At 47.0% G+C, this 15,806-nt stretch carries 18 protein-coding genes; 12 read left to right on the top strand and 6 right to left on the bottom strand.

Features of this window, described 5'->3' with window-relative positions:
• Positions 1 to 84: 84 nt before the first annotated feature.
• Genes BC351_RS10465 through BC351_RS10455 form a run of 3 tightly spaced genes read right to left on the bottom strand, consistent with a single transcriptional unit; the run spans position 85 to position 2,891 of the window.
• Positions 85 to 1,860 carry an S-layer homology domain-containing protein gene (locus tag BC351_RS10465; RefSeq protein ID WP_244208954.1) on the bottom strand — a complete coding sequence of 592 codons (1,776 nt, stop codon included), beginning with the start codon at positions 1,858 to 1,860 and terminating at the stop codon, positions 85 to 87.
• Positions 1,861 to 1,901: 41 nt separating this feature from the next.
• On the bottom strand, positions 1,902 to 2,357 hold the full coding sequence (locus tag BC351_RS10460) for a PQQ-binding-like beta-propeller repeat protein (protein WP_079411531.1): 456 nt from the start codon (positions 2,355 to 2,357) through the stop codon (positions 1,902 to 1,904).
• Positions 2,358 to 2,372: 15 nt separating this feature from the next.
• A complete protein-coding gene (locus tag BC351_RS10455) occupies positions 2,373 to 2,891 on the bottom strand; it encodes a hypothetical protein (protein WP_079411529.1) in 519 nt (172 codons plus the stop codon).
• Between the two features lie 239 nt (positions 2,892 to 3,130).
• On the opposite strand from BC351_RS10455, the gene BC351_RS41495 reads away from it, so the two are divergent.
• From BC351_RS41495 to BC351_RS43870, 3 genes are all read left to right on the top strand, one after another.
• Positions 3,131 to 5,167 (top strand): helix-turn-helix transcriptional regulator, encoded by a 2,037-nt coding sequence (locus tag BC351_RS41495; protein ID WP_144028341.1) that lies wholly within the window; start codon positions 3,131 to 3,133, stop codon positions 5,165 to 5,167.
• Between the two features lie 187 nt (positions 5,168 to 5,354).
• Positions 5,355 to 5,663, top strand: coding sequence for a hypothetical protein (locus BC351_RS10445; protein WP_079411527.1), 309 nt, complete (start codon positions 5,355 to 5,357; stop codon positions 5,661 to 5,663).
• Positions 5,664 to 5,741: 78 nt separating this feature from the next.
• Positions 5,742 to 5,873 carry a hypothetical protein gene (locus BC351_RS43870; RefSeq protein WP_279628329.1) on the top strand — a complete coding sequence of 44 codons (132 nt, stop codon included), beginning with the start codon at positions 5,742 to 5,744 and terminating at the stop codon, positions 5,871 to 5,873.
• Positions 5,874 to 5,982: 109 nt separating this feature from the next.
• On the opposite strand, the gene BC351_RS43865 is transcribed toward BC351_RS43870, so the two are convergent.
• Positions 5,983 to 6,909 (bottom strand): methyl-accepting chemotaxis protein, encoded by a 927-nt coding sequence (locus tag BC351_RS43865; protein ID WP_079411525.1) that lies wholly within the window; start codon positions 6,907 to 6,909, stop codon positions 5,983 to 5,985.
• A 239-nt stretch (positions 6,910 to 7,148) separates the two neighbouring features.
• Here BC351_RS43865 and BC351_RS10435 point away from each other — a divergent pair, with 239 nt between their 5' ends.
• The 5 genes from BC351_RS10435 to BC351_RS10415 all read left to right on the top strand — a co-directional run bounded on the left by BC351_RS10435 (position 7,149) and on the right by BC351_RS10415 (position 12,214).
• Complete coding sequence (locus tag BC351_RS10435) at positions 7,149 to 7,574, top strand: DMT family transporter (RefSeq protein ID WP_079411523.1); 426 nt, start codon at positions 7,149 to 7,151, stop codon at positions 7,572 to 7,574.
• 62 nt (positions 7,575 to 7,636) lie between these two features.
• Complete coding sequence (locus BC351_RS10430; RefSeq protein WP_079411521.1) at positions 7,637 to 8,335, top strand: Crp/Fnr family transcriptional regulator; 699 nt, start codon at positions 7,637 to 7,639, stop codon at positions 8,333 to 8,335.
• A gap of 18 nt (positions 8,336 to 8,353) precedes the next feature.
• Complete coding sequence (locus BC351_RS10425; protein ID WP_079411519.1) at positions 8,354 to 8,830, top strand: DMT family transporter; 477 nt, start codon at positions 8,354 to 8,356, stop codon at positions 8,828 to 8,830.
• An 80-nt stretch (positions 8,831 to 8,910) separates the two neighbouring features.
• Positions 8,911 to 10,791, top strand: coding sequence for an LTA synthase family protein (locus BC351_RS10420; protein ID WP_079411517.1), 1,881 nt, complete (start codon positions 8,911 to 8,913; stop codon positions 10,789 to 10,791).
• 157 nt (positions 10,792 to 10,948) lie between these two features.
• Positions 10,949 to 12,214, top strand: coding sequence for an ATP-binding protein (locus BC351_RS10415; protein ID WP_079411515.1), 1,266 nt, complete (start codon positions 10,949 to 10,951; stop codon positions 12,212 to 12,214).
• A gap of 16 nt (positions 12,215 to 12,230) precedes the next feature.
• Here the strand turns inward: BC351_RS10415 and BC351_RS10410 are convergent, their stop codons facing one another.
• Complete coding sequence (locus BC351_RS10410; protein ID WP_079411513.1) at positions 12,231 to 12,665, bottom strand: DoxX family protein; 435 nt, start codon at positions 12,663 to 12,665, stop codon at positions 12,231 to 12,233.
• A 23-nt stretch (positions 12,666 to 12,688) separates the two neighbouring features.
• Positions 12,689 to 13,285 (bottom strand): TetR/AcrR family transcriptional regulator, encoded by a 597-nt coding sequence (locus BC351_RS10405; RefSeq protein WP_079411511.1) that lies wholly within the window; start codon positions 13,283 to 13,285, stop codon positions 12,689 to 12,691.
• A gap of 166 nt (positions 13,286 to 13,451) precedes the next feature.
• On the opposite strand from BC351_RS10405, the gene BC351_RS10400 reads away from it, so the two are divergent.
• The 4 genes from BC351_RS10400 (at position 13,452) to BC351_RS10385 (ending at position 15,695) form a co-directional block, all read left to right on the top strand.
• Entirely contained in the window at positions 13,452 to 13,982 is a 531-nt protein-coding gene (locus BC351_RS10400; protein WP_144028340.1) for a TetR/AcrR family transcriptional regulator, read from the top strand.
• Between the two features lie 11 nt (positions 13,983 to 13,993).
• Entirely contained in the window at positions 13,994 to 14,323 is a 330-nt protein-coding gene (locus tag BC351_RS10395; protein WP_079411507.1) for a DMT family transporter, read from the top strand.
• 26 nt (positions 14,324 to 14,349) lie between these two features.
• Positions 14,350 to 14,697, top strand: a complete 348-nt coding sequence (locus tag BC351_RS10390) for a DMT family transporter (protein WP_079411505.1) — start codon at positions 14,350 to 14,352, stop codon at positions 14,695 to 14,697.
• A 212-nt stretch (positions 14,698 to 14,909) separates the two neighbouring features.
• Entirely contained in the window at positions 14,910 to 15,695 is a 786-nt protein-coding gene (locus BC351_RS10385) for a putative protein N(5)-glutamine methyltransferase (RefSeq protein WP_079411503.1), read from the top strand.
• The last annotated feature ends 111 nt before the right edge of the window (positions 15,696 to 15,806 follow it).

The following is a 15,806-nucleotide window of genomic DNA, read 5'->3' as shown; positions in this document are numbered from 1 at the left end:
AGAGAGGGCTGCCACATGGCAGCCCTCTCTGTCACGAACAGGGGATAGACGACTGTGTGCCGTCCTGATTGAGTTGCCCAAACCTTAGCCTTTTGCTTGGATGCCGAGCATGTTTACAAGCCATGCCGCTGCTTCTGCCCGCGTGGATAGGGCCTGTGGCGTGAAGGAGCCGGAAGTTTTGCCGCCTACGATGATAATGCCGTTCTTCTCGGCAGCAGATACGGCCCCTCTAGCCCAATCGGGGATATCGGCATCGTCGGTAAATCCCGTGCGCATGCTGGAATCAAGTGGAATCCCAGATGTCTTGGATACAATCGTTGCCATCTCAGCATGGGTAATATTCGCTCCCGGGCGGAAGGTCCCGTCTGGGTATCCACTAACAATGCCCAATTGTACGGTCTGGCTTATGGCTTTCTCCGCCCAGACAGCAATCTCGCTTTTATCTTGGAAAGTAAGTTCTGCGCCCTGAACTTCGGGTTTCAAAGCATTCATCAGCATGACGACAAATTCCGCTCGGGTCACGCTGCCATCCGGACGGAAGGTGAAATCGGGATAACCATTTACGATATGGAGTTCGTAGGCCTTTGCAATCTCCTTGTTGGCCCAATGTCCGTTTGTGTCTGTGAATGGGGCAGATCCTTGCGTTGCCGTACCCTTCAGAACAGTGATCTGACTAGTTGCAGAATAACCTCCATCAATCGTCTTCGCGGAAATAACAGCTGTCCCGGGCGATATTCCCATCACTTGCCCTGATTCATTCACTTGAGCAATACCCGAATTGCTGCTTTCCCAAATTACTTTATGGTTGGTAGCATTGGCGGGTAGTATGCTTGCTGTTAGATTTCCACTTTGGTTCGCTGTGAGGGAGAGTGCTGCAGGGCTGACATTTACACTGACTACCTCGATAGCCCCAGCGGGGCTTTCCACAACAACCTCGCAGGTGGCGATCTTCCCGCCATCATCGCTTTTGGCCGAGATGGTTGCTTTCCCGGACGAAAGGGCAAAGACTTTGCCCGTGTTGTCTACAGTGGCTACACCTTCATTGCTGCTTTTCCAGACTACCTTCTGATTCGGTGCATTTTCCGGGGACAGCTTGACAGACAGATTCTCGCTTTCATTAGTCTTCAAGTTCAAGCTTGTTTTATTTAAAGTGATGCCATCAATCGGCACCCGGAGAGCGAACAAATTCATATTAGCGTCAATGGGTTCAACTGTGTACACAGTGCCGTCTGCTCCGATAGCTGGGGGAGTTATTTCGGCCGGGGTGCCGATGTCGTGTCTCCACTGCGTGCTGCCGTCAGAAGGATTCAGGGCATGAACCATCCCATCTGCAGATTGCAAGTGAATGGTTCCGTTGGGACCAACGATAGGCGCCGTAATTGCTTTGCGAAATGTCGTTTTCCATTTTAGCGTTTTGTCTGGCCCAAAGGCAGAAAGATTTTGATCCGATGTACTGACATAGATCGTGCCGTCAGCTCCAATCGCAGGAGCAGATGGATTGCCGCCTAAAGAGACATCCCACAACTTCGTTCCGTCTGGCAAGAGCGCATACAGCTTGTTGTCGGCCGCGCCAAAATAAATGGTCCCATCGGGACCGACGGCAGATGCCGTTTTAATGATACCGCCAGCCTGATAAGTCCATTTGATACTGCCGTTGGGCTTTATGGCATAAAAGGTGTCCGTATTATTGCTCAAGTAAATGGTGCCGTCCTTGCCTGTTGTTAAGTAAACAGTGAACGTAAAGCCAATCTTGGAGGTCCATTTCTCTTTGCCATCGCTTGGATTCAGCGCGTGTATGGTACCATCGTTAACTGCAATGTACACTGTTCCGTCAGGTCCGATAGCTGGCTTCGAGTAGATGGCTCCTGTGCCAAACGCCCATTTCCGCGTGCCGTCGGGATCTAAGCGGCAAGTTCACCTTCGGCATAGGTTATATTCCCCGAGGCTGCATAGATGGTACCGTCAGGTCCGAGTGCAGGAGCTGCCATAAGTAAGCTGGTTGGAGGGAGATACTCCCATTTCTTGCCTTGGCTCGAAACAGCCGTCAAAGCACCTTGCGCTCCAAAAATAATATAATAATTGACTCCCAAATAAACAGTTCCGTCGGCGCCAATGGCGGGTGTTTGTAGAGGGGGAAGAATAAGTTTGGTTTTATAGTTCCAAATGGATTTGACATTGCCTGCATCTATCGTTGGGGAAAGCAGGTCAAGACGAATACGAGGGAAGTTGTCAACAATCGGCATCTTCGTTATTTGTGGATCAATACTGGCAGAGGCTGGAGAGGGAGAATATTCAATCCAAGCCAATAATATCGCCGCGGCGATGAGCAAGCGCTTGCCCCAACTTCGGTTTGCCACATTATCCACCTCCGATTACATATTTGCGGTAATATCAATGCTAATTTGGGCCTGTCTGACTTTGGCATCATTTGCAGGATCTTTGAAAATAATAATCGTCAATTGTCCCGCGAGTCCAGTTTGAGCTTTCAGGGCTTTGCTTGTAAAAGTAAGCGTACGAATCTTGGTTGTTTTATCTTCTTCGTCCTTGATTTGAACGGCATCCGTGGGAAGGAACTGCTTGATGAACGCAAGCGCCTCCTCGGGGCTCGTCGTTTCACCGCGGTCAACGTAGGGGTTGAAAATGTTATAAGCATAACCTTGGTTCTCCGTCACCTTCAATTTGCCGTCCATGTAGCTGACAATCGGATTGTCTTCCTTCTTGACACCTGCCCCGAACTTGGAGTCGAAGTAGCTTAGCTTGGCTCCCAGCAAAGCATCTGTTATAGCTTCAGCTTGTGGTCCGGCCGCTGCTTTTTCATTCTTGCCGCCGCATCCAGCCATTAGACTGGCAAGCAACAAGACAACGCAACAAATCATCATTTTCCGATTCATGTGCACACCGTTCCTCATCTTGGTCTTAGATAATTTAACAGTACCATGTCTGGAAACATAAGGATATTACCCGAAGGGAGTAGAAAAGGAGTAGGAGGTTCAATAGGATAATCGCAATGCTGGCTATGAGAATCTGATCTGTTCTGGAAAAAATCCTTTGTCTATTTCCTTCTAAGTTGATAGGATAATTATCAAATACTACCTATTTTATACGATCAAAGGAAGGTGACCCCTGTACAATGTCGCTAAATCCATCAAAGTCGAGGAAGAACAACGAGATTGATCGAATAGAGCAGCACTATCTAGTCGGACGAGAGAAGGAAATCGCCTTTTTCCAATCACGGTTAACGGAACAATTCCCGCAGGAGAAGATTATTAATCTTTATGGAACAGGCGGTATTGGAAAAAGCTATCTGCTGGATGAATTCCGCAGGTTGACGGACCGGGCAGGGCACCGTTTCTTGTCTATTGACTGTCGTATTCTTCGAACGCCCAATGATCTCTGTCTACAACTTCTTCGCTTGCTTTGCTACCCAACGCAGACAATTGAACAAGAAGCCGATGCGGCTCGTTTGACGGAAATCTGTTTGCTTGCATTGGCTGAATCCGCAGAACTAGGAAAAACGATACTGGCCATGGACACATTCGAGAACAGCGGCGAGTTGGAACAATGGCTGAGAGAAGCGTTTTTTCCCTTTCTCGATCCTAGAATTCTCACTATCCTATCGGGCAGGTTCCCGCTGGGGGGACTTTGGTTTTCTTCGCCGGCATGGCGGCAGTGGATTCATCGCATTTCGCTGTCAGATTTGGACTATCCATCCGTGAGAGTGTACTTGGAGCGATCCGGCATCAAGCAGGAAATAGCCGTCCAAGACATGTGGGCGAAGACCAAAGGGCATCCGCTAACCTTGTCATTGCTCGCAGCCGCCGCATTGGCAAACGCTTCCCCAAAAGACCTGTTCATGGGGGATAATGCCGTATTTTCCCATGTGGTAGCTGTTTGGTTCAAGGAAGTTCCTGATATAGGGATGAAGGAACTGGTTGAAGCGGCTGCGATTCTGCGTGTATTCAATCAAGAACTGCTCGCTCATGTACTAAATAAAGAGGTTCCATCTGAGGAATTCCGGCGATTATGCCAATATTCCTTCGTTCAGCGGGTCGACCGCGGGTGGGTGCTTCATGATTTGCTGCGAGAGGCCGTTCAAGATGAAGTGCGGCTGCGTGTCCCTGACTTTTATGAAACTCTATGGAAACGCTGCGTACTTTATTACTACAACAAGCTGAGGAGCTCAGTCAGGAAAAGAACGATGTCCTGGGAGAATGCGGAATGGTTTTACTATATCGGCAACCAATTGATCCAGTCTCTTTTTTACCAGCAATCCATCCAACATCACTTTGAGCCTTTGACTCTTGCGAATTGGGCAGACGCTGAACACTATATCGAGCAACGTTATCTTCATGTCAAAGAATATTCTGTACAGCGAATACATCCCGTCACCAAAGAAATTTTCAATTATCGTTATACCGTGGAGGACAGCCTCAACGGACTGAAGCATATTCATCTTGAAGAGCTTTATGCTCTTGATCCGAACTGCGTTAAACTCGCTCGTGATGCTGGCGGGAACCTATGCGGATTATTCGTCATTATCTCCATCAACGCGCACACGATAGGCTATTTGCAAACACACTCGCTTTCTGCTGCTTACTTCTCCAGTCTGCCTGAATCCAAGCTGAACGAATTAAAGGTGCCTGGCAATCAACGTTCCGGGTATTTTGTCAAAACGCTCGATGTCTCCAATCCTTCGGATGAGGCCATGATGCAAGCATCCGGTATCGCCTTTATCACCCATATGCTGTCTGCCGGATTCGTCGTGTCTGCCCCGCCGCCGCATCCGCTTCCCCGGGATATCTTGCTTAGTCTCGGCTGCCAGATTCCGGATGTTGTGCATTATGACTACGATGACGCAACACCAACCCCGTATTATGTCATTGATACCAGAGGCAACAAGCTCCAAGATTACTTGAAACAGATGATTACCGCCATTGGCTTAGCCGAAGAAATTGAAGAGACATCGCTCCCACAGCATTCCTTAACGATCCGGGAGAGGGAGGTCGTTGATCTGCTCATAAAAGGCTGCTCCAACGCGGAAATTGCAGACCGGCTATTCCTAAGTGAGACCACAGTCAAAAAACACGTCTCACATATTCTTAAAAAATTGAACATCAAAAACCGGGTACATCTGATCCGTCAGTACACGGAGAGGGCGAAGAATTAACTGAGAAATACGATTTGGGCGAACCCGCTCAGCTAGCTTCAATCCGGGCCAGACCAGACCAGCTTCATGGGGAATCCATTAGCTCTGACCCATGTGGAATTTGTCTATTGTTGTCATAGATTTTGCCAAAAATCGAAGTATAATAGAGTTGATAGGGAACAAACCAGTTGGAATAGAGGTATGACAAATGACTCGTCAAAAAATGCTTTGGAGCTTCATTTTATCGCAAATCGTCTATGTTTTATTTATCGCTGTTTGGCTGTTTATTGCTGGATTTTCTGTCATGATGTTCGACGATCCCAGTGCGATGAGTGACACGAAGACGTGGCTCATTTTTTCTTATATTGTCGCTTATCCTCTGGGCCTTCTTGCTGCACTAATTGGAGGTTGGGTTCTGTTTGCCCGCACAAGATATAAAGCTGCGCTGATCTGGAACGCCATTCCGCTAATCTGGATCGTGCCGATGTTAGGGTTTTTGGTTTATTCTCAATTTTAAATAGTGAGGTTGCTTTCAACCCAAATAAGAGCCCTTGGGGGCTCTTATTTGGGTTGAAAGCAGTGGAAGAGAGGAAATATGAGTCCGTCAGCCGCTGAGCCTGCCAAAAAAGCCGTCTCGGCGGAACAAAAGGTGCAACAAGCTGCTGAGAAGGCGAAAAAAGCAGGCTCAGGTGCAGAAAACGAAGTTTCGAGCAAGAAAGCAAGCTGAGCCAGCCAAAAAAGCCGTCTCGGCGGAACAAAAGGTGCAACAAGCTGCTGAGAAGGCGAAAAAAGCAGGCTCAGGCGCAAAGCAGGCTTCCAAGTGTGAAAAATACCCATCAAATTAGCTGGTTCAGAATTTTGGCTTGAGCATCCAAATTGCTTGCGGCTTGACCGATGAGGGTGAACTCGTTGACGGCTTGTTGGATTTGAAGTTGGCTGTGGATGACGGACTTTTGGGAGTTTTTCGTGCCGCTGCTGACCCGAGCAACTTGCTCAGAGATCGCGGTTACGGTGGTTTGGATTTGTTTAATAGCTTCTTGCACATTCTGGGCAAGCTTTCTGACTTCTGTTGCCACAACATTGAAGCCCCGTCCGTGTTCCCCGGCATGCGCCGCTTCTATGGTCGCGTTCAAGGCAAGAAGGTTCGTTTGCGAGGCGAAGTCCCGAATGGTCTGGACGATACCATGAATAATTTTGGCTTGCTGTTCGAGATCTTGAAGAGAGCCCAGGTTGTTCTCGTTGTCGTGAACTACATGTTCGATGGTTGAAGCGACTTGCTGACTGCGTTGTATGCCTTCATCTGTGCGCTTTAGCAAGTTCTCAGCCATCTGCTGCAGCTCTTTGGTGACTTGGGTAGCAGCCGTTTCCCTTGCCGTAATATCAGTCGCTATTTTCAGAACGGCGACAACCTGATTGTCATCCTTGTAGATGGGCATGTAGGTGGCCTCAAGCCAAAGAGATTGGCCGTTGTTCCCAACGCGAATGATTTTTTCCTGAAATTTAACGCCATTTCTGAGATTTTCCCACAGGATTGCGTACTTTGGACTTTGGGCAAAATCGGGTGAACAGAACTGCCGATGGTGCATGCCGGGAAGTTCTTGAACTTGGTAGCCCATAGCATGCGCGAAATGCTCGTTCGCCCAAAGCACTTCACCATCAATATTAAATTCAATCATCGCCAGTGACTGTTCGAGCGCGGCTAATACTGCGTTCTCTTGTAATACTTGTGTACTTGTATAAATAGCTTGCCGGTCGATACTCATTTCCGCACATCCTCTTTGTTTACGTCTATAGACAAAGTATACCTCAACTAAACATTTGTTTACATGGATTTTCCTACAAATATCGACATAATTTCAGACGAAAATGTGTTGTTTATGGTTGCTCCCTACTTGTTTTTATGAAAGAAATGATCTTTGCGAATCTGAGGACATATGTCCTTTCCAAGAGGCGGGGAGTTGTCATTTAATAATAAAGACATCGAAAGGAAGGGAGAGACCAAATGAGAGGGAGTTTATTTGCTTTTTTAGGTGGAACCTTGATTACATTGCAAGGCGTGGCTAATTCTCGCATCAGTCAAGATATTGGGACTTGGCAGGCGGCAACGATTACCCATTTTACCGGCTTCGTAACGGCTTTGGTTATCTTGTTTTTTGTCCGAGGCGGCAAAGGGCACAGCTTTAAGCAGGTAAAGCCATTGTATTTGATTGGCGGGACTTTTGGGGCTATCATTATTTTTAGCAATGTCACCGCGATTCATCATATTGGAGTGACGCTTACCATATCGGCTATTCTGATTGCCCAACTGAGTCTCACTTTTTTAATTGACAGCAACGGATGGTTTGGAGTGGTTAAACAGAAGATGCAGCTGCCACAGTTCATCGGTATTGGAATGATGATTGCTGGTGTGGTCATACTAAGATTTTGAGTGGAAAAGGGTGCCAATTCACCAAATTCAGAGGAATTGGATAGCCGGAGGTGAACGGTGTTATGAAAGAAATCAAAGATCACGAACAGCTCAGGCGCTATTTGCAGCTGTATCGAATAGAAGCCATTTTTAATGAACAAATAGTACCATATTTATCACTGTTCAGCTTCAACCAAGGTGAGCTTATCTGTTCCCAAGGAGAGGCGGCTGAGTATCTGTATGTCCTGGTAAAAGGGAAAGTTAAAATCTATCATACTTCGGCTGAAGGCAAATCCTTGATTCTCTCTTTTAAAAACCCAGTAGAGGTGATTGGGGATATTGAATATGTGCAGGGCATTGAATTCATCAATACGGTAGAAGCGGTGTCCCCGGTTCATATGATAGGCGTTCAACAGCGGTGGCTGAAAAAGTATGGAAAAGGCGACGCTTCTTTGCTGCAATTTTTGCTCGAGATTATTACGAATAAATTTTGTGTGAAATCGAATTCTTTGAGTTTTAATTTAATGCATCCTGTCGAAATTCGGCTAGCCAGCTATCTGTTGTCTGTCTCTTTTGATGAGGCGGACTCCCAGTTTCAAGGACATCTGAAATCGGCCAATCTCAGAGATGCCGCCAATTTAATTGGAACCAGCTATCGGCATTTGAATCGCGTCATCCAACAATTCGGTAAAGAAGGCTTGATAGAGCGCGATAAAGGGGTCATTGTTGTGAAGGATAGGGAAGGGTTAAGTACGCTGGCAAGCCGCAATATTTATGAGTAAAAGAGGGAGCGATGTGCGATGATTGTGGGGCTCGTTTTGGCATTAATTGCAGGTTCGCTCGTTAGCTTGCAAAACATTTTCAACAGCAAAGTAAATGAACGAGCAGGTTCTTGGGCTACAACGGCATTGGTTCTAGGACTGGGATTTGTCGCTTCGTTGACGTTAGGTTTCATTTTTGAAGGCAAGCAAATGTTTCACTTGCCCAATATGCAGGTCTGGTATTGGTTCAGCGGCATGATCGGAGTAGGTGTTGTGCTATCTTTGGTCAATGGAATAAGGCTGCTGGGTCCCACGGTTGCGGTCTCGATCATATTGACTTCACAGCTTGTATTTGCTTTAGTATGGGACTCTTTCGGTTGGCTGGGTTTGGAAAAGATCGACTTCACGATGAAGCAGCTGCTAGGCGTCTTGATCATTGTTGGCGGCATTATAGTGTTTAAATTAGGTGGGAAAAGTGAGCCAAAGCGCGCAACTGAGGCAGCGTCGTTGGAATAATTCTGTTCTAACATCCTTATACATCTTGTGTTAAAATGGAAAAATCGGCTTTCTCGACTATTCCATGAGGTGAACAATCCTTGCTTCCATTCCAATTACAAAAGCAAAAGAAACAGAAACAACGCACCACAGTTTACGCTTCGTTCTGGTTAATACTGCTGAACAATAAGCTGCTGATCTATACGTACGCGGCTGTTTTGCTAAAGTCATTGCTGCTTCTGGCAGCGCTGCACGCACCGGATTCGGCCGGAGTTAATATTGGTAAAATGTACTTTAGTCTTCCTCCCGTTTTCTCGCATCTTATGTTCGTTTTGTTCTTCGTGGCGATCGGACTGTTCTTCACAAACCGCGGCCGCCGTACGTATTTGCTCGTTATACATACGGCCTTTAGTTTGCTGCTTTTCTGGGATTTGGTTTACTACCGTGCCTATGCCGCTTTTTTGTCTCTGCGGTTTATTCAGCATGCAAACGGTTTTAATCCGCTCCACTTAAATCTATGGACGGTTATTCGATTATTCGATTTTTGGTTTCTGATCGATCTCATCATCATCGGTTGCTTTGCGCTTTTTCGCATGAAAACCGCCGCTGCAGCTGGAAAGCGCAGGCACAGAAGGCATCCGGTACTCGCTGCCATTCTGATGGCAGCAGCCGTAGGCGTCATCTCCTACGACCATTACCGAATTGATGTGCAGGACGCTACGAAAGGTCAGATGATCTTTCTGAGAATGTGCTGGGTTCCCTTTCAGTCCATGTCGAACATGTCGCCGATTGGCTATCATTTTCTCGATGGACTAAGGTTGTTTGGTGAAACCAAAGAAGTTGATCTTACATCGCAAGAACGCGGCGAAGTGCAGGATTGGTTCGCGAGTAATGCTGAGAAGCTGCCTGACAATGGCTATAAAGGCAAATTTCTAGGGAAAAACCTGATTGTGATTCAGGTTGAATCCTTGGAAGCGTTCGTGCTCGGCCAGAAGGCAAACGGGCAGGAAATTACACCGAACTTGAATCGGATGCTGGGCAGCAGCTTGAACTTTACGAACTTCTATGAGCAAGTCAATAACGGAACCAGCTCAGACAGTGATTTGCTTACGACAACTTCGATATTTCCGCTCAGGTCGGGGACAAACTTCTATCGCTACCCTACCAATACGTACAATTCGCTGCCAAAGCTGCTTGAGGGCATCGGGTATCATACGATTTCGTCACATCCGGAACCAGCCGGAAACTGGAATTGGCTTGAAGCGCATCATGCGATTGGCTATCAAGAGAGCTGGGATTTACGTAAATTTAATTTCGACGAGCAGGTCGGAATCGGCTTCTCAGATGAGTCGTACCTGCGCCAGATGAGTGATAAAATCAAGGACGTACATCAGCCATTCCTGCTGCATCTGGTTACTTTATCAAGCCATGGTCCGTTTGATTTGGCCGAAGACAAGAGGGAACTGCGCCTGAATCCCAGCCTCGAGCAGACGATTATGGGTGCCTACTTTCAGGCACTGCATTATACGGATAAGCAGATCGGTGCATTTTTAGGTAAAATGGACAAAGCAGGACTATTGGATAACACGGTTGTCGTCGTGTATGGCGATCATACGGGCGTCCATAAATATTATCAGGACCAGATTGACGCCCTCCCACCGCTGGAAAACGAAAAGTGGAGATCGCATACGCTGAAACTTCCATTCATCGTCTACAGCAAGGGCATGCAGAGCGAGACGATTGAAACGGTCGGTGGACAAATCGATACCTTGCCAACGCTTGCTTATCTGATGGGGGTAGACGCCGCGAAATTCGAATCGACCGCAATGGGCAAAATTCTCGTCAATACGAAGCGAGATTATACCGTTCTGAACGATGGGGCCATTGTAGGCAGACAGCCTGAAGAGCCAGACATGAGCCATCTTCTTCGTTCCTTTCAGATTGCGGATTGGGTGCACGAAAGCAACTATTTCCATAAATAAGTAAAAAGAGACTCACAGCATGTTCCTGTGGGTCTCTTTCCGTTTGAAAAGGAGAAATATGTAAAATGGTTTGAAGGATTCCAAGGAATTACACCGAATTATGACAGGTAGAGCGAGCGTATACATTTGAAAATATAACCATAAGACGGTGCCCCCGATGATCAACTATTTTAAAGACTTTATATTAAATGTCTTCTTAATCTATTCCCCGCTGGCTTTCTATCCTTATATCATTAAATTTCAGAATAATTCCAAGCTTTATCGGTTAATGATTTTCATTGTTTTTGCTGTAGCTATCGTATTTACGATGTCGTTTCCTGTGAATTTATACAACCTTATTTATGATTTCCGTTCGATTCCGCTGCTGGTGGGCTCTTTGTATGGCGGTATTTATGTGTCGGTGTTCCTCTATGCGACGGTGCTCGTCTGTCGATTTGTGATAGGGAGTCCGAATAATCTTGAATATGCTCTTGCTTTTGTACCGACGATGATTTGTATTGCTGTTTTTTTGAAAAAGTACAAGCAATATGATATCTATAAGAAAATGATCACGGCCATATTGATGGGCGTTTTTATAAAAATTGTGACATTTACAATCTATCTGCTGCTGATACATAACATTGGCCTTTTGCTGTTGCACAGATCGGAAACGTTAAAAGTATATATTTTGCAAGGTGCGGTGACAGCTTTAGTCGTATTTCTAATCGAGTTTCTACAAAACTATCATCATATGCAAGAAAAGGCTGTGCTTAGCGATAAAATAAAAATCGTCAGTGAGATGGCTGCCTCAGTTGCACATGAAATACGTAATCCACTTACGTCGGTAAGAGGGTTTATTCAACTAATGGGAGCTCAGGGGCTGGAGCAGGAGAAAAAACTGTTTTATCAAAAGATCTCGCTGGAGGAGCTGGAGCGCGCACAAATGATTATTACGGATTATTTGGCCATTGCCAAACCGGAGCCGGAGAAGATCGAGAAGATTAATTTGCATGATGAGGTTCAGTATGTCGTCCATGTGCTTCAAACTTTCGCGAATTACCATGAGGTGCAGATCAATGTTTTATTGCAGGAGAACAGTATGTTTATGCTCGGTGATCGAAATAAACTTCGGCAGTCGCTGATTAATATTGGGAAAAACGCGATTGAGGCCATGTCTGCCGACGGCGGTGTGTTAAGCATCAGCTTAAGCAAACAGAAGAATGACCTCGTATTAACCATAACGGATACAGGGATTGGGATGACGCAAGAGCAGATCAGCAGGCTTGGAACTCCTTACTTTTCGACCAAAGAAAAAGGGACTGGTCTAGGCACTATGGTTTCTTTCAGCCTGCTCCGAGCGATGAAGGGGAACATCAACGTAGCGAGCGAAGTGGGGAGAGGAACCATATTTGAAATTTCATTTCCTTCCACTATGACAGAATAATCCCATTAGTTTAGGCTTAGCCAGCTAGAATAACCGCAGTGAGAAACACGAGCTGCAGTAATGTTCGAACAAGCAGTTTGGGCGTTGCTCGGCCGCGTATGGTTAATCCTTCTCGGGCTGCACGCAGATTAGCAGGGAACATTGCAATCAGCATGAGTGCCAAGCAGATGGAAGCTACGCGGGAAGTAGCTGGAAGCAGTATGCCGACAGCTCCGGCAATTTCAAGCCATCCGGTCGCCGTTACTAGCCAATCCGGCCGCGGGAACGATGAAGGGACCATGCGAATCAGGTCTTGTCGGCTTTTCCCCCAATGAGCTGAGGCGGTAAGTAAGAACATGGCAGCTACTGCTCCTTGAAGAGCTGTATGCCATCCTTCCCAATAAGATAGTCCGAGTAAGCCAAGAACCTTGAATAATAGAAAAGAAACGATAAGCGCATAAAAAGGAATCATCGTTATCCCTCCGGTCGTTTGTATTATTGGTGCGGATTCAAAATTTGCGTCATCCATGCTGAATAATCTTGGATATGGAAAGCAGAGGAGGCTTGCGGCATAGAAGTGCGCATCCTTATGCCAAGGGAGAGCAGAACGAAGAGCTCCGCTGTTTTGCCTGCATCCACCGCCGCTGAGATGACCGCATGTTGTTGGCCGGTTGTGATCCAAAGCTTGGCATAATGGACGGATTGCTCATAAAACTGGTTGAGCGCTTGGGCAACCGCAGGCTGATCTTCCTTGCCCAGCAAATACATCAACACCTTGTTCGTGACGTCATTCGTGTCGCTCAAAGAGGCGAACCGTCCGACGATTTGCTGCATCGGCCCATCGAAGGAAGGGGATTCCTGCTTCACCTCGTTCATGAATCGTTCATTGGTCTCCTCGAGTCGTTCTTGCAGCACCCAGGCGAAGATTTCGTCTTTACTCTTCACATAATGGAAGATAGCACCCTTCGATAACCCCGACTTATCCATAATGTCCTTCAATGTGAATGCGTGACATCCTTTTTCCGCTATTAGCACTTTGGTTGATTGAAGCAACAGTTGAATGGTTTGCTGCCTGCGATCTTCTTGCTTCATCGTAATTCCTCCTTATTTGTTGGTGGGGGTGGCTTTGTTACTCTTATTATATAAACCGACCATCGGTTTGTAAATAACTATTTGAATAAAAATTAAAATCAAAAAACATTAGTTTGCGTTTGCGATAAAACCGTCTGGACGGTATACTAAATGAGAGGTGATAAACGTGAACAGTAATTCTAAACGCAATAATATCTTGGCGGCAGCTTCGAATCTAGTCAAAACTCGAGGGGTTGAGAAGCTTACACTTGAGGCAGCAGCGAAGGAAGCTGGGGTCAGCAAAGGAGGCTTGCTTCACCATTTTCCGAGTAAAGAAGCTTTAATCAAAGGCATGGTGGAAGAAATCGCTACTGAATTTGTTGCTGATATTCAAGATAGGGTGGACCGAGACACGGTGGAGAATGGCAAGTGGAGTCGTGCTTATCTCACATCCACCTATGAAGATATAGCAGGAAACGGGATCAATACAGCTCTTACCGCTGCCCTCTTTACTAATCCGGAATTGCTTGGCAAGCTTCAAAATCAATACGCCATCTGGCAAAGGAATTTAGAGAACGATGGCATTGATCCTGTACGTTCTACGATGGTCAGGCTGGCAGCTGATGGCTTATGGTTTGCCGAAATGTTTGGTCTAGGGAAGTTGGATGACGAACTGCGTGAGAAAGTACTTCGTGAAATGAGCGCGATGACGGAGTAGGAGGTGTAGTGTTGAATTCATTTGTATTATTGGCAGCAGCTATTCTAGCTGAGGTATTCGGGAGTTCGATGCTTAAAATGTCGAACGGATTTAAGAAGCTGTTCCCTTCTTTAGGCGTAGTTATGGGGATGGGTTTAGCATTTTATTGCTTGTCGTTATCCCTTAAAGTGATTCCGCTCGGAACAGCTTATGCGATATGGTCAGGTGCAGGTACAGCTTTGACCGCCTTAATCGGTGTCGTTATTTATAAGGAAAAGTTAAATCTCAAAAACTATTTAGGATTAGTGCTAATCATTGGCGGCGTTGTTATGATGAAGCTTTCTGTGGACGGCTCGCATTAACCTTTGGTGAATCGGAGGTCATAGTTATGAATGGATATCTAGCATTAGGAATCGCCGTTATTAGTGAAATATGTGGGACAACGATGCTTAAAATGTCAAATGGATTTACTGTCTTGGCGCCTTCTGTTGCCGTTATTTTGGGCTTTGGCATTGCCTTTTATTTCTTTTCGATAAGTCTTAGAACCCTGCCTTTAAGCTTAGCCTATGCGATATGGTCAGGTGTAGGTACAGCGTTGACTGCGTTAATAGGGGTCCTAGTATGGGGCGACGCGTTCAGTCTGATGACTTTTTGCGGGATTGCCTTCATCATCGGCGGCGTAGTCTTATTAAACGCTTCTAATCAATCTGAAAAAGATACGGCACCTTCCATCTAGGAGGGAACGTTACAGGGAGCAGCAGCAGACACTATTTCGAGTGAGCAATTGCCCGCTGATAGATAGAACGGAGACCCTCAGCCTTGAGCTGTGGGTTCCTTTGTGATGGAAGAGAGAATTCTTATAATGATTTTGTATCTGTTCAGCAAACGGAGACGGGGATAAAATGATGGGTATCTGCTAAAAAGATAATCATTCCGAAATGAGGGATTATGGACATAACAAAATCACCTTGGAGCTATACAGCAATCGTCAACAGGCTTCGGGCTGCTGGTTGTGTGTTCGCCGAAGATGAGGCCGATTTGCTCATCTCCGCTGGGCGGACACCTGCTGATCTCGCCGCGATGATCGAAAGCCGGGTTGCCGGTTCGCCCCTCGAACATGTGATCGGCTGGGCGGAGTTCTGCGGTCTGCGGATAGCGGTCGACTCGGGCGTATTCGTTCCGCGACATCGCACCGAGTTTCTTGTCCGTCAAGCTGCTGATCTTGCAAGGTCAAGAACCATCGTGGTGGACATGTGCTGCGGCTCCGGAGCACTAGGCGTCGCGCTGGTCGCAGCGCTGGATTGGAGCGAATTGCACGCCGTCGACATCGACCCTGCTGCCGTTCGTTGTGCCCGCCGCAACGTTGCAGGTGTTGGCGGCCATGTATACGAAGGCGACCTCTTCGAGCCGCTGCCTGCCAGGTTGCAGGGCCGCGTCGATATCTTGATCGCAAACACCCCCTACGTACCTACGGAGTCGATCAAGCTGCTCCCTCAAGAGGCCCGCATCCATGAAGCGCGGGCCGCTCTCGACGGGGGCGCGGACGGGCTTGACATTCAGCGCCGGGTAGCTTCTGCGGCGCCACTTTGGCTGGCGCCGGGCGGCCATCTGCTAGTCGAGACTAGTGAGCGCCAAGCGCCGCATACTGTCGAGATTTTCGCCCGGAATGGACTGATTGCGCGAGCAGCCCGTTGCGACGAGTTGGACGCCACTGTTGTCATCGGAACAAAATAAAACTTGCGTATAAAGAGAAGGTGCCTCGGTTGGTTGCGGCAGCTTCTCTTTTGATTTGCATGTTAGGAATCTTCAAACTAAAACTGGAAAAAGTCAGCAGGCTTTTTTCTC

The organism is Paenibacillus ferrarius (genome assembly GCF_002027705.1).
GTDB classification, from domain to species: Bacteria; Bacillota; Bacilli; order Paenibacillales; family NBRC-103111; genus Paenibacillus_E; species Paenibacillus_E ferrarius.
This window is presented reverse-complemented; position numbering and strand designations above follow the sequence as displayed.

What these genes read in the sequence shown, in the direction of transcription:
- BC351_RS43870 (WP_279628329.1), top strand. Translation starts at nt 5,742, where the DNA reads ATGAGTCCGTCAGCCGCTGAGCCTGCCAAAAAAGCCGTCTCGGCGGAA.
- BC351_RS43865 (WP_079411525.1), bottom strand. Translation starts at nt 6,909, where the DNA reads ATGAGTATCGACCGGCAAGCTATTTATACAAGTACACAAGTATTACAA.
- BC351_RS10405 (WP_079411511.1), bottom strand. Translation starts at nt 13,285, where the DNA reads ATGAAGCAAGAAGATCGCAGGCAGCAAACCATTCAACTGTTGCTTCAA.
- BC351_RS10425 (WP_079411519.1), top strand. Translation starts at nt 8,354, where the DNA reads ATGATTGTGGGGCTCGTTTTGGCATTAATTGCAGGTTCGCTCGTTAGC.
- BC351_RS10390 (WP_079411505.1), top strand. Translation starts at nt 14,350, where the DNA reads ATGAATGGATATCTAGCATTAGGAATCGCCGTTATTAGTGAAATATGT.
- BC351_RS10415 (WP_079411515.1), top strand. Translation starts at nt 10,949, where the DNA reads ATGATCAACTATTTTAAAGACTTTATATTAAATGTCTTCTTAATCTAT.
- BC351_RS10435 (WP_079411523.1), top strand. Translation starts at nt 7,149, where the DNA reads ATGAGAGGGAGTTTATTTGCTTTTTTAGGTGGAACCTTGATTACATTG.
- BC351_RS10410 (WP_079411513.1), bottom strand. Translation starts at nt 12,665, where the DNA reads ATGATTCCTTTTTATGCGCTTATCGTTTCTTTTCTATTATTCAAGGTT.
- BC351_RS10455 (WP_079411529.1), bottom strand. Translation starts at nt 2,891, where the DNA reads ATGAATCGGAAAATGATGATTTGTTGCGTTGTCTTGTTGCTTGCCAGT.
- BC351_RS41495 (WP_144028341.1), top strand. Translation starts at nt 3,131, where the DNA reads ATGTCGCTAAATCCATCAAAGTCGAGGAAGAACAACGAGATTGATCGA.
- BC351_RS10430 (WP_079411521.1), top strand. Translation starts at nt 7,637, where the DNA reads ATGAAAGAAATCAAAGATCACGAACAGCTCAGGCGCTATTTGCAGCTG.
- BC351_RS10445 (WP_079411527.1), top strand. Translation starts at nt 5,355, where the DNA reads ATGACTCGTCAAAAAATGCTTTGGAGCTTCATTTTATCGCAAATCGTC.
- BC351_RS10385 (WP_079411503.1), top strand. Translation starts at nt 14,910, where the DNA reads ATGGACATAACAAAATCACCTTGGAGCTATACAGCAATCGTCAACAGG.